General features: G+C 64.2%; 11 protein-coding genes. 8 read left to right on the top strand and 3 right to left on the bottom strand.

Features of this window, described 5'->3' with window-relative positions:
* Positions 1-154: 154 nt before the first annotated feature.
* The gene (locus Aeroheme_RS07800; protein WP_411167023.1) at positions 155-1,096 is read left to right on the top strand and encodes a hypothetical protein; all 942 of its coding nucleotides are present in this window, start codon (positions 155-157) and stop codon (positions 1,094-1,096) included.
* 145 nt (positions 1,097-1,241) lie between these two features.
* Positions 1,242-2,432: an amino acid aminotransferase gene (locus Aeroheme_RS07805; RefSeq protein WP_163135093.1), complete on the top strand. Its 1,191-nt coding sequence runs from the start codon at positions 1,242-1,244 to the stop codon at positions 2,430-2,432.
* Between the two features lie 155 nt (positions 2,433-2,587).
* Here the strand turns inward: Aeroheme_RS07805 and Aeroheme_RS07810 are convergent, their stop codons facing one another.
* From Aeroheme_RS07810 to Aeroheme_RS07820, 3 genes are all read right to left on the bottom strand, one after another.
* A complete protein-coding gene (locus Aeroheme_RS07810) occupies positions 2,588-4,093 on the bottom strand; it encodes a helicase HerA-like domain-containing protein (RefSeq protein WP_411167024.1) in 1,506 nt (501 codons plus the stop codon).
* Between the two features lie 126 nt (positions 4,094-4,219).
* Positions 4,220-4,714: a DUF2062 domain-containing protein gene (locus Aeroheme_RS07815; RefSeq protein WP_411167025.1), complete on the bottom strand. Its 495-nt coding sequence runs from the start codon at positions 4,712-4,714 to the stop codon at positions 4,220-4,222.
* Positions 4,708-5,226, bottom strand: a complete 519-nt coding sequence (locus Aeroheme_RS07820) for a DUF2062 domain-containing protein (protein ID WP_106886404.1) — start codon at positions 5,224-5,226, stop codon at positions 4,708-4,710. The genes Aeroheme_RS07815 and Aeroheme_RS07820 overlap by 7 nt, the downstream gene beginning before the upstream one ends.
* A gap of 28 nt (positions 5,227-5,254) precedes the next feature.
* Here Aeroheme_RS07820 and Aeroheme_RS07825 point away from each other — a divergent pair, with 28 nt between their 5' ends.
* The 6 genes from Aeroheme_RS07825 (at position 5,255) to uvrY (ending at position 12,358) form a co-directional block, all read left to right on the top strand.
* Positions 5,255-7,510, top strand: coding sequence for a DNA internalization-related competence protein ComEC/Rec2 (locus Aeroheme_RS07825; protein WP_411167229.1), 2,256 nt, complete (start codon positions 5,255-5,257; stop codon positions 7,508-7,510).
* Between the two features lie 116 nt (positions 7,511-7,626).
* Complete coding sequence (msbA, locus tag Aeroheme_RS07830) at positions 7,627-9,396, top strand: lipid A ABC transporter ATP-binding protein/permease MsbA (protein WP_411167026.1); 1,770 nt, start codon at positions 7,627-7,629, stop codon at positions 9,394-9,396.
* Positions 9,396-10,391, top strand: a complete 996-nt coding sequence (lpxK, locus tag Aeroheme_RS07835; protein ID WP_411167027.1) for a tetraacyldisaccharide 4'-kinase — start codon at positions 9,396-9,398, stop codon at positions 10,389-10,391. Before msbA ends, lpxK begins: the two co-directional genes overlap by 1 nt.
* 153 nt (positions 10,392-10,544) lie before the next feature.
* Complete coding sequence (locus Aeroheme_RS07840; protein WP_005331987.1) at positions 10,545-10,745, top strand: Trm112 family protein; 201 nt, start codon at positions 10,545-10,547, stop codon at positions 10,743-10,745.
* A complete protein-coding gene (gene kdsB / locus Aeroheme_RS07845; RefSeq protein WP_411167028.1) occupies positions 10,742-11,503 on the top strand; it encodes a 3-deoxy-manno-octulosonate cytidylyltransferase in 762 nt (253 codons plus the stop codon). Before Aeroheme_RS07840 ends, kdsB begins: the two co-directional genes overlap by 4 nt.
* Positions 11,504-11,713: 210 nt before the next feature.
* Complete coding sequence (gene uvrY, locus Aeroheme_RS07850; protein WP_025327477.1) at positions 11,714-12,358, top strand: UvrY/SirA/GacA family response regulator transcription factor; 645 nt, start codon at positions 11,714-11,716, stop codon at positions 12,356-12,358.
* Positions 12,359-12,434: the final 76 nt, after the last annotated feature.

A 12,434-nucleotide genomic window follows, 5' to 3' on the forward strand; every position in this document is an offset into this window, starting at 1 on the left:
GTTTTGTTTTATCTGCCTTTCACCTTCTTCATTCCCCCGCCGTTTGGCCCTGCGCCAGGTCACGTTGTCTCTTTTCCGCCCTTGGCTCCTTAGTCGTAAATCGCTAGATTATTCAATTCGTTGAAAGATGGTCTGCAGACAGGGAAGGATGCGTGTGATCGATTTCAGTCACCCCGAGTGGCGAGCGCTGGCTCAGCAGTTGCTGGACGAGGCGCCCCAGGTTATCCGCGGTCGCCAATGGCAGCCCCTCATCGGCATGCTCAGGGACAACCAGCTGCTGCTCCCCCTTGGCAATCACCGCTATGAGCTGACCCCGGCCGGACGGCGCTATCTCACCCGCGAGCTGATGCTGGCCGAACTGGCCTGTGCTCCCCCCGAACCCGAGGAGTGGCTCCATGCCCAGGGTTGGCAACTGGGGGAGCGGGTCAACGAGCGGGTGCTGGCGGCACTCTATCGCAAGGGGGAGGCGAGCTTCAGTCCGGTCGAGCAGATCAACTTTGAAGACAAGGGGATACGGCTGTGCAGCGATCTGCCGCTGCGCCTGCGGGCCGCCCGCCCGTTCAGCCTGTTCTTCAGCGGCGGCACCCTGCTCGATGCCGCCCCCTGGTTGCACACCCTGGGAGAGGTGGCGCTACCCGCCCGCACCCTGGCGGGGCTTGGCAAGATTTTGTGGGGCGAGGGGGAGATCCAGCGGGTGATCAGCACCGACTCCGTCGGGGTCTTCGCCGAGCTGAACCTCCCAGACGACGCCTTGCTGGTCTGGCTACCCGCCGAGGATCCCGGCGCCCTGCAACCCCTGATTGCCGCCTTGCCGCCCCAGACCCTCTGGAGCCACCTCACAGCCCTGGACCCGGCCGGGGTCGACAGGGTCCTGGTATTGGCCCAGCGGCTGGGACGCCCGGCCAGCTGGTGGCTGCCCCGGGACCTGGCTCCCATCAAGGAGGCCTATGCCGCCCCTTTGCAGGACGCTCGCCCCTGGGAGCCGAGCCGAATACCCCGTCCATTGCGGGCCCTGTGCGGCGATCTGGTGGAGTCGAACTGCGGCCTGTCGGCCGAGGTATGCGCCCTGGCATCGGGCTGGCATGCCATCGGCTGATGGGGCTGCCATCACCCTTGAGAAAGCGGTTTTCCCCTATGGAAGGCAGTGGTATAAAGAGTTGACGGAGCGCTCGCCAAAGGAGCGCTTTTGTTTGCCAACCTAGTTTGCCAGCCAATGAACTCAACGGAATACAGGGAATACCATGTTTGAAAAGGTTGTTGCCGCCCCAGCGGATCCGATCCTGGGCCTGACCGAAGCCTTCCGTGCCGACTCTCGCAGCCACAAGATCAATCTGGGGGTCGGGATCTACAAGGATGAGACCGGTGCCACTCCTATCCTTCATTGCGTCAAGAAAGCCGAGCAGAAGCTGCTCACCGACGAGAAGACCAAGAACTACCTCGGTATTGAAGGCAATATCGAATATGGCCGCATAGTGCAGCAACTGCTGTTCGGGCAGGATTCTGCCCTGATTGCCAGCGGCCGCGCCAAGACAGCCCAGGCGCCGGGTGGTACAGGTGCCCTGCGCATCGCCGCCGAGTTCGTGGTGCGCAACGGTCTGGCCAAGACCATCTGGATCTCCGATCCCACCTGGGCCAACCACGTCAGTGTGTTCCAGGCTGCCGGCCTCACCGTCAAGTGGTACAAGTACTACGATGCGGCGACCAAGGGTCTCGACTTTGCCGCCATGCAGGGGTCGCTCTGCGAAGCGCAGGCCGGCGATCTGGTGCTGCTGCACGGCTGCTGCCACAACCCGACCGGCATTGACCCCACTGCTGATCAGTGGCGCGCCCTGGCCAAACAGAGCGCCGCCGCCGGCTGGCTGCCGCTGTTTGACTTCGCCTATCAGGGTTTTGCCCGTGGTATAGAGGAAGATGCCGAAGGGTTGCGCATCTTCGCCGAGTGCCATGACGAACTGCTGGTGGCGAGTTCCTTCTCCAAGAACTTCGGCCTCTACAACGAGCGGGTCGGTGCCTTCACCCTGGTCAGCGCGACCAAGGCGATTGCCGATGTGGCCTTCACCCAGGTCAAGACCGTCATCCGAGCCAACTACTCCAACCCGCCGTCACACGGCGCCGCCGTGGTGACCACCATAGTCAGCGATCCGGCCCTCTATGCCGAGTGGGTGGAAGAGGTGGCGGCCATGCGGGTGCGCATTCGCGAGATGCGCGAACTGCTGGTAGAGAAGTTGGCTGCCCTCGGTGTGAGCCAGGACTTCAGCTTCATCCGCGAGCAGAACGGCATGTTCTCCTTCTCCGGTCTCTCCAAGGATCAGGTGGAGCGTCTCAAGAGCGAGTTTGCCATCTACATCGTCGGCTCCGGCCGGATCAGCGTGGCCGGGATCACCCGAGCCAACATAGATCCCCTGTGCGACGCCATCGCCAAGGTGCTGTAACTGAGGCGAAGAGGTTCTATGCGGGAATCACCCGCGTCAATATCATAGATCCCCTGTGCGATGCCATCGCCAAGGTGCTGTAAGCACAACCATCGGCATCCGCTCAGTAAAAAGCCCGCCATGTCGGCGGGCTTTTTCATGCCTGTTTTCCGGCATCAGCGGCGCCGTTTGCTGCCCCCCAGCAGGGAGCCGAGTACGCCCCGTACCAGCTGGCGCCCCACCTCGTTGCCCAGGGTACGGGCCACGCTCTTGGCGGCTGTCTGCACCACGCCGTCATGCTGGCCACCGCGCGGGCCTGTGCGACCGAACAGGATACCGTTGAGGGCGTCGAGCAATCCGCCGCCCTGCTCCGACGGGGTCTGGGAGGCATCATCCGAGGCGGCTTGTGCCCCGCCATTGAGGCGCTCGAAGGCGGATTCGCGATCCTCGCGGGTCTCGTATCTACCGTGAAGCACGGATCCCTGGGTCAGGGCCTGCCGCTCGGCGTCGCCCAGGGGACCTATGCGACTGGCGGGCGGGGCGATAAAGGCGCGCTCCACCACGCTTGGGCGCCCCTTCTCATCGAGCAGGGAGACCAGGGCCTCGCCCACCCCGAGCTCGGTGATGACGCCAGCCGCGTCGAAGGCCGGGTTGGCCCTCAGGGTGTTGGCGGCGATGCGCACCGCTTTTTGGTCGCTCGGCGTAAAGGCGCGCAGGGCGTGCTGCACCCGGTTGCCGAGCTGCCCCAGCACGCTGTCGGGAATGTCGGCCGGGCTCTGGGTCACGAAATAGACGCCCACTCCTTTCGAGCGGATGAGTCGCACCACCAGCTCTATCTTCTCCAGCAGCGCCTTGGGGGCGTCGTTGAACAGCAGGTGTGCCTCGTCGAAGAAGAACACCAGCACCGGCTTGTCCGGATCCCCCACCTCGGGCAGTTGCTCGAACAGCTCGGACAACAGCCAGAGCAGGAAGCAGGCATAGAGGCGGCTGGACTGGGTGAGCTTGCCAGCCGCCAGCACATTGATGTGGCCGTGGCCGGCCCTGTCGGTCTGCAGCAGATCCTGAATGTCCAGCATGGGCTCGCCGAAGAAGTGATCCCCTCCGGCGCTCTCCAGGGTGAGCAGGTTGCGCAGTATGGCGCCGATGGAGGCGGTGGACACATTGCCATAGCGGGTGGTGAGGGATTTGGCGTTGTCCCCGGCAAACTGCACCATGGCGCGCAAGTCTTTCAGATCGAGCAGCAGCAAGCCCTCGTCGTCCGCCACCTTGAACACCAGCTCCAGCACCCCGCTCTGGGTGTCGTTGAGGCCGAGCAGGCGGGCCAGCAGCAGGGGCCCCATGTCGGAGACGGTGGCCCGCACCGGGTGCCCCTGCTCCGCAAACAGGTCCCAGAACAGGGCCGGACTGGGGGTGAAGGCGGGGGCCGGGATGCCGAGCTGGGCCAGACGGGCATCCAGCTTGCTCGACGGGGTGCCGGCGGCGCCAAGGCCGCTGAGATCCCCCTTCACATCCGCCAGAAAGACCGGCACCCCGAGGCGGGAGAACCCCTCTGCCAGCACCTGCAGGGTGACTGTCTTGCCGGTCCCCGTGGCACCTGTGATGAGGCCGTGGCGGTTGGCCATGGCGGGCAGCAGTGAGATGGGTTGGCCATTGGCATAGGCCAGCGTCAGGGGTTGGGCCATGGTGAACTCCTTGTCTTTGCAGGTAGCGGCAAGCTGAGGGCTACAAGGAGTGTGGTGGCAGAGCCAAACGATGGCAAGGCGGCGCGAATTGCGTCCTGTGGTGAAGCCGAAGGGCGGGCAGGAGGCTCAGCGGGCGCCGGTCAGTCTGCCCAGTTGCAGCATCAGCAGGGTGAGCAGGGCCCCGGTGGCGGCGGTCAGCAGCGCCAGCAACAGGCTGCCTAGCAGGAAGGGGGGCACCAGGGTCGCCGCCTCGTGCTCCAGCCAGTGCAATGACCAGGTGAGGTGGAAGGGCTCGGGCGTCTGGTGCAGCACCAGGCAGCCGGTGCGATAGGCATAGAGGTACATGAAGGGCAGCGTCAACGGGTTGTTGAACCAGACCGCCAGCAGGGCCAGCGGCAGGTTGAGGCGAAACGCCAGCGCCAGTCCGACCGCGACGAGGGAGTGCATGGGGATGGGGATCCAGCTGGCGAAGAGGCCGGCCGCCACGGCGCCGCTGAGCGCCCGGGTGCCGCCCTGCCAGAGGACGGGGGTCAGCAGGCGCTCACCAAAGAGGGCGAACCACTTCTGCTGGCGCAGGGTGTCCGGGTCTATCTTGAAACGGGCCAGCCAGCGGCTCAGCATGCCCGCGCCTCCTTGCGCTTCTGCCATTGGCGCACTGTGTTGATGCGCCAGAAGGTGCGGATGAAGGCGTAACCCATCAAGGCGCTCAGCAGCGCGAGCACCAGGGAGCCCAGCAGCAGCGGCGGGGCCAGGGTTTCAAATACCGAGACAAGCCACTCCCAGGTGAACTGGATATCGATGTGCTGTGCGGGGTGCCCGAGCAGCTGGCAGCCCACCAGATAGGCGCCATAGAACAGCGGCGGCATGGTGAAGGGGTTGGAGAGCCAGACCAGGGCGACCGAGAGGGGCAGATTGACCCTAAAGAGGATGGCGCCACCGGCCGCCAGCAGCATCTGGCAGGGGAGCGGGATCCAGGCCATGAAGAGGCCGACCGCGAAGGCACCGGCGGCGGAGCGGCGGTTGAGGTGCCAGAGGTTGGCATCGAGCAGCAGCTTGCCGAACAGCCGCAAGTGCTTGTGTTCCTTGAGCTTGTCCTGATCGGGCAGCCAGCGTTTTATGAGTCGTTTGGGCATGTTTGAAACCTTGCTAAATACTTGCTCCATGGATCTGCGTCTGTTGTCGTTTGCCCTGGGGGCAAGCTCCTCACTGCTCTGGCCCTGGTTACCCTCTACTGCATGGGGCGGCGCGCTGCTGGCCCTCGCCATCCTGCTCGCCCATGGCCGTCATTGGCGGCTCATGTTTCTGGTGCTCGGCATGCTCTGGATGCAGCTGAACCTGCAGTATCGGTTGGCCTGGCTGGACAAGCTGGAGACACAGACCAGCCACATCATAACCGCACGGGTGCAAAGTACGGAGTCCTCGGGCGATAAACCGCGAGATAAATTTGCCCGCCTGCTGCTGCGGGTGGAGACGCTGGACGAGCAGCCCCTCACGATAGCCCCCCTGGTCAGGATCAATGCCTACCAAGGGTTGCCCCCTTTGCCGGCCGGCAGTCGCATCACCCTGGTGAGCTCCCTCAAGCCCGCCCATGGGCTGGCCAACGAGGCGGGCATGGATGGGCGGCGCCTGCTGCTTGGCAAGGGGATCACGGCGACCGGCAACCTGCGCCGGATCGTCGAGGTCCAGGAGGCAGCCCCCGGGATGCGCGAGCGCTGGCTGGCCGCAGCCAGCAGCGCCTGGCAGGGACTGGAGCAGGCCCCCTTGCTGGCGGCGCTCAGCTTCGGGGAGCAGGGGGGCATCACGGATGCCCAGTGGGATCTGTTTCGCGGTAGCGGCCTGACCCATATCATCGCCATCTCGGGCCAGCATATCGCCCTGGTGGCGGTGCTCGGCTGGTGGCTGGGGCGGCTGCTGGGGTTGCGGGGGGCCATTGTGGTCTCCCTCTTGTTTGCCGCCGTCTACAGCTGGCTGGCGGGATTCGCTGTGGCGACCGAGCGGGCCCTCATCATGGTGCTGGTGTGGAGCCTGCTGCGCTGGTTGAATCGGGACTGGCCCAGCCACCGCATCTGGCTGTGGGCCTTCGTGGTGATAGTGCTCTGGGATCCCTTCGCCCTCTACTCGGCCGGTTTCTGGCTCTCCTTCATGGCGGTGGCCCTGCTGTTGCTGGCGAGCCTGCTGCACGCGCGTCCCGGACTGGTGCGGCTGCAGATCCTGCTGCTGCTCGGCCTGCTGCCCCTGCAACTGCTGCTGTTCGAGGGCATGGCCCCGTTGGCGCTCCTGCTCAATCTGCTGGCGTTGCCGCTGTTCTGCCTCGGCATCATTCCGCTGGCGCTGATCGGCGTGCTGTTGGCGCCCCTCTCCACCGCCCTGGCGCATGCCCTGTTCTGGCTGTCCGATCTGGGGCTGACCTGGGTGTTGTGGGGACTCGGCTTGCTGGCGGACCATCTGCAGCTCTGGTGGCCTGTTCCCGGCTGGCTGATGCCCGTCAGCGCCTTGCTGGTGCTGTTGTGGGGGGCCTGGCAGTTGCCGGGAGGGCGCAGCCTGCTGCTCCCTGTGGGGGCCGCCCTGCTGCTGGGTGCCTGGCCTGCACCCACGCCCTGGCAGGTGCGGGTGCTGGATGTGGGGCAAGGCTTGTCGGTGCTCGTCACCCGTGGCGAGCGCGGCATCCTCTATGACACCGGGAATAGCTACCCCGGCGGCTACAACATGGCGGAGGCCGCAATACTGCCCGTGCTGAGCCGCCTCGATGTGCGGGTGCTCGATGCCCTCATCATCAGCCACAAGGACAGGGATCATGCGGGCAATCGACGCGCCATGCTGCAGGCGATGCCGGTGCGCCGCGAGCTCTCCTCGTTCGGCTTCGCCCGCAGCACGACCCTGTGTCGCCGCGGTCAGCGCTGGCACTGGCAGGGGCTGGAGGTGCGCGTGCTCTGGCCCGAGCGGCCGGGGGCGGGGCGCAACAACGACAGTTGCGTGGTGCAGATAAGCGACGGCCAGCATCGCATCCAGCTCAGCGGCGACATAGAGCAGGGGGCGGAGCGCCGCCTGCTGGCCCTGGAAGAGAGGGGAGGGGGAGAGGAACTTGCCAGCACGTTTTCCAGCATTCACCTCAGCACCCTCTCCAGCACCGTGCTGGTGAGCCCTCACCATGGCAGCCGCACCTCCTCGACCCCGGGCTTCGTGGCGGCGGTGAACCCGGATGTCGTCATCCACAGCGCCGGCGACAGGAACCAGTGGCAGTTTCCCCGCCCCGAGGTGGTGGCAAGATACCAGGGGGCCCGTCAATGGGTGACGGGGCAGGATGGTGCCATCCTGATCGAGGCGGGGGAGGGTGGGCTCAAGATCCGGGCCGAGCGCGAGCAGGGCCCCTGGTACAGGCGCAATGGCCACTGGTGGCAACCCAGGTTATGGCGCTAGAACCACTCCCTTAACTGTCATTTCGCTTTGGGGTGGGGCCGGAGTTATGGCAACGCTTGGTGTAATCCTGCGCTTTGGCTAGAATACCCCGTCATTTCCCTCATTAACGGCTATTCATGCAACAAGAAACCTCACAAGAGAGCTGGCCCGTCTTCAAACGCCTGCTCGGTTATGTCCGGGATCGCAAACTGGGGCTGGTGGGCGGCATCATCGGCATGCTGGGTTATGCGGCCGTGGATACCACCTTCGTCTACTCCATCAAGCCGCTCATCGATCAGGGCCTCAACGGCAACGACAGCAGCGTGCTCAAGTGGATGCCCTTCTTCGTGCTCGGTATCGTCGCCCTGCGCGGTTGTGCCGCCTTCCTCTCCAACTACTGCATGGCCTGGGTCGGCAACCATGTGGTGATGCGGCTGCAGCAGCAGGTATTCAGCCACCTGATGGCCATGCCCATGAGCTTCTTCGACCGCCAGAATACCGGCAACCTGCTCTCCAAGGTGACCTATGACGCCGGTCAGGTGTCGTCCGCCGCGAGCTCGACCCTGGTGTCGCTGGTGCGCGAAGGGGCCACCGTCATCGGCCTGCTCGGCCTGATGTTCTGGCACTCCTGGCAGTTGTCGGTGATCTTCCTGGTGGTCGGCCCAGTGGTGGGTGTGCTCATCGGTCTCATCAGCCGTCGTTTTCGCAAGATCAGCCGTCACATCCAGCAGGCGGTGGGTGACATCACCACCTCCACCGAGCAGATGCTCAAGGGCCATAAAGAGGTGCTGATGTTCGGTGGCCAGCAGGTGGAGGACAAGCGCTTCTTCACCGTCAGCAACCGGATGCGCCAGCAGACCATGAAGATGGTCGCGGCCGACGCCATCGGTAGCCCCATAGTCCAGATGGTGGCCTCGGTCGCCCTGGCGGTCTTCCTCTATGTGGCGACCATAGACTCGGTCAAGGCGACCCTGACCGCGGGTACCTTCACCGTCATGGTCACCTCCATGATGATGCTGCTCAAGCCGCTGAAAAGTCTGACCGACGTGAACAACCAGTTCCAGCGTGGCATCACCGCCTGCCAGAGCCTGTTCGGTCTGCTGGACTCCACCCCGGAGCAGGACACCGGTACCCGAACCCTGGAGCGGGCCCGTGGGGAGATAGAGTTTCGCAACGTCACCTTCACCTACCCGACCAAGGAGACCCCGGCGCTGCACAACATCAGCTTCAAGGTGGAGGCGGGCAAGTCCGTGGCCCTGGTGGGTCGCTCCGGCTCCGGCAAGAGCACCATCGCCAGCCTGTTGACCCGCTTCTATGACATAGAGCAGGGGGAGATACTGCTGGACGGCGTCAACATCCGCGAATATCGCTTAAGCGAGCTGCGCAAGCAGTACGCCCTGGTTTCCCAGCATGTGCACTTGTTCAACGACTCCGTGGCCAACAACATCGCCTACGCGGCAGAAGACAAGTACAGCCGGGAAGAGATACAGCATGCGGCCCGCATCGCCCATGCCGACGAGTTCGTGCGCAAGATGCCGGAAGGCTATGACACCGTCATCGGCGAGAACGGCGCTTCGTTGTCTGGTGGTCAGCGCCAGCGCATCGCCATCGCCCGTGCCCTGCTGCGGGACTCCCCCGTGCTGCTGCTGGACGAGGCCACATCGGCCCTGGACACAGAATCCGAGCGCCACATCCAGGCGGCTATCGACGAGCTGTGCAAGGCGCGCACCTCACTGGTCATCGCCCACCGTCTCTCCACCATAGAGAAGGCGGACGAGATCCTGGTGATCGACGAGGGTCATATCGTCGAGCGCGGCAACCATGACGCCCTGATGGCCCAACAGGGCACATATGCCCAGTTGCGGGCCATTCAGTTTGGCAACGTCGCCGTGAGTAACAAGGGCTGATGCTGGAGCGTCTCTGGTACGGCAAGAGTGGCTGGCGCTGGGCGCTGGCCCCCCTGGTCCTGTTGTTTGCCCTGATCAGCGGCGGGCGACGTTTCGCTTACCGGCGTGGCTGGTTCACCCGCTATCGGGCCAGCCTGCCTGTGATAGTGGTGGGCAATATCTCGGTCGGCGGCAACGGCAAGACCCCTGTGGTGGTCTGGCTGGTGGAACAGCTGCAAGCCCGTGGCTGGCGCCCCGGGGTGGTCAGTCGGGGTTATGGTGGCAAGGCGCCCCATTACCCTTATCGGCTGGACGCCACCAGCACCACCGCCCAGGCGGGGGATGAGCCTGTGCTCATCGCCCGGCGCTGCGGCTGCCCCGTGGTGGTGGCGCCCAAGCGGGCCGATGCGGTGCGTCTGCTGGAGCAAAGCGGCGAGGTGGACATCATCATCACCGACGACGGTCTCCAGCACTACGCCCTGGCCCGGGACATAGAACTGGTGGTGGTGGATGGGGCCCGGCGTTTTGGCAATGGCTGCCTGCTGCCCATGGGGCCGCTGCGCGAACCCATGACCCGCCTCAAGCGGGTCGATGCCATCATCTGCAACGGCGGGACCCCGGCCCAGGGGGAATACCCCATGGCGCTGGTGGCGGCCGCGCCGCGCCGCGTATGCGACGATGCGCCCCTCGAGGCTCCCCTCGCCGGACCTGTGGACGCATTGGCGGGCATAGGCCATCCCCCCCGCTTCTTTGCCACCCTGACCGGGCTCGGTTATGAGCTGGTACAGAGTGTCGGTTATGCGGATCATCAGGCCTTTGATCGGGATGAGCTGCTCGCCCGCTTCGGCGAGCGCCCCCTGCTGATGACGGAGAAGGATGCGGTCAAGTGCCGGGCCTTCGCGCCGGCGCACTGGTGGTATCTGCCGGTGAGCGCCGAGTTGCCCGCCTCACTGCTCGACGCCCTGCTGCAGCGGTTGACCCCGCCGCAAGCGTCCGACCCTGACCATGCACATTGAATGGCACAAGATCATCGCCTGCACGGCATCATAGCCCGTGCGGCGCCGTTGCAAGGAGCCGGCTTTCGGCTCCGGCGATGGACCATTAAACTGCTCGGCAGCATAGCCCGCTCGAGATCGTCGCTTGCTCGACATCGTTGAAGGAGTTTCGTTTTGGCACTGGATATCAAATTGCTCGACATCATCGCCTGCCCGGTTTGCAAGGGGAAGCTGCACTATCAACCGCAATCGGACAAGGCCGCCCATGAGCTCATCTGCCGCTTCGACAGACTGGCCTATCCGCTGGAGGAGGGGATCCCCGTCCTCTTGGAGAACCGGGCGCGTCATCTGCCCCTGGAAGAGCTGAAGCCATGAGTTTCGTCGTCGTCATTCCGGCCCGCTACGCCTCCACCCGCTTGCCGGGCAAGCCGCTGGCGGACATCCATGGCAAGCCCATGGTGCAGCACGTGGTGGAGAAGGCCCTGCAATCGGGCGCCGATCGGGTGATAGTCGCCATCGATGACGAGCGGGTGCGCAGCGCGCTGGCGCCGTTTGCAGAGCAGGCCGGCGTCGAGGTGTGCATGACATCGAAGGATCACCAGTCCGGCACCGAGCGTCTGGCCGAGGTGTGCCGTCACTACGGCTTTGCCGCCGATACTATCGTGGTCAACGTGCAGGGGGATGAGCCCCTGATCCCGCCCGCCATCATCCGCCAGGTGGCGGACAACCTGGCCGCCGCCACGGCCCCCATGGCCACCCTGTCCGTGCCCATCCAGGACGCCGAAGAGGCGTTCAACCCCAATGCGGTCAAGGTGGTGACGGACAAGGATGGCTATGCCCTCTACTTCAGCCGGGCCAGCATTCCCTGGGACAGGGATCGCTTCGCCCAGAGTCAGGAGCGGATCGGGGCACATTATCAGCGCCACATCGGCATCTACGCCTACCGCGCCGGTTTCATCCAGCGTTACGTGGACTGGGCGCCGAGCGCGCTCGAGCAGGTAGAGGCGCTGGAGCAGCTGCGGGTGCTCTGGTACGGGGAGAAGATCCACGTCGCCCAGGCCCTGGAGGCCCCCCCGGTCGGGGTGGATACCCAGCAGGACCTGGACAAGGTGCGCGCGCTGCTGGCCCACTGAGGCTGGCGACACCAAAGTTGACCGATACGGCGCCTTCAGGCGCCGTTTTTTCGTTGATTATTTATATAATAAGTTGATTTAAAACGGCTTTTACGAGCGATTTCAAACTTTTCCCGGCCATGGTTTGCCAAATCATCGAGTTTGGTTATGATGCAAGACGCCGTGTTAACCCTAACTGGCATATAACGAGATAAAAAACGGGGTGTTTGGGTGATTAATGTATTCCTGGTCGATGATCATGAGTTGGTGCGTACAGGGATAAGACGCATTTTGGAAGATGTCCGCGGGATCAAGGTGGTGGGCGAGGCACAGAGCGGGGAAACCGCCGTGGCCTTCTGTCGGCAGCATCACCCCGACGTGATCCTGATGGACATGAACATGCCGGGCATCGGCGGTCTGGAAGCGACCCGCAAGATCCTGCGGCTGCGCCCCGATGTGCGCATCATAGTGCTGACCATTCATTCCGAGAATCCGTTCCCCACCAAGGTGATGCAGGCGGGTGCCGCCGGATACCTCACCAAGGGGGCAGCGCCGGACGAGATGATCCACGCCATTCGCCTGGTGCATTCCGGCCAGCGTTACATCTCCCCCGAGATAGCCCAGCAGATGGCTCTCAGCCAGTTTGCCTCGGCGGACGAGAACCCCTTCAAGTCCCTCTCCGAGCGCGAGTTGCAGATCATGATGATGATCACCAAGGGCCAGAAGGTGACCGACATCTCGGAGCAGCTCAACCTGAGCCCGAAGACGGTCAACAGCTATCGCTACCGCCTGTTCAGCAAGCTGGGGATCAATGGCGATGTGGAGCTGACCCATCTGGCCATTCGCTATGGCATGCTGGATGCCGACACCCTGTAAGGGAGTATCAGTGCCCACCCAAGGCGGCGAGTGCCGCCTTTTTGCTTTTCGCATGCCCGGCGCAGTATGCTCTCTT

Source organism: Aeromonas sp. DSM 116730 (assembly GCF_046581335.1).
Taxonomy (GTDB): Bacteria; Pseudomonadota; Gammaproteobacteria; order Enterobacterales; family Aeromonadaceae; genus Aeromonas; species Aeromonas rivipollensis.

What these genes read in the sequence shown, in the direction of transcription:
- Aeroheme_RS07825 (WP_411167229.1), top strand. Translation starts at nt 5,255, where the DNA reads ATGGATCTGCGTCTGTTGTCGTTTGCCCTGGGGGCAAGCTCCTCACTG.
- Aeroheme_RS07805 (WP_163135093.1), top strand. Translation starts at nt 1,242, where the DNA reads ATGTTTGAAAAGGTTGTTGCCGCCCCAGCGGATCCGATCCTGGGCCTG.
- lpxK (WP_411167027.1), top strand. Translation starts at nt 9,396, where the DNA reads ATGCTGGAGCGTCTCTGGTACGGCAAGAGTGGCTGGCGCTGGGCGCTG.
- kdsB (WP_411167028.1), top strand. Translation starts at nt 10,742, where the DNA reads ATGAGTTTCGTCGTCGTCATTCCGGCCCGCTACGCCTCCACCCGCTTG.
- Aeroheme_RS07810 (WP_411167024.1), bottom strand. Translation starts at nt 4,093, where the DNA reads ATGGCCCAACCCCTGACGCTGGCCTATGCCAATGGCCAACCCATCTCA.
- Aeroheme_RS07815 (WP_411167025.1), bottom strand. Translation starts at nt 4,714, where the DNA reads ATGCTGAGCCGCTGGCTGGCCCGTTTCAAGATAGACCCGGACACCCTG.
- Aeroheme_RS07820 (WP_106886404.1), bottom strand. Translation starts at nt 5,226, where the DNA reads ATGCCCAAACGACTCATAAAACGCTGGCTGCCCGATCAGGACAAGCTC.
- msbA (WP_411167026.1), top strand. Translation starts at nt 7,627, where the DNA reads ATGCAACAAGAAACCTCACAAGAGAGCTGGCCCGTCTTCAAACGCCTG.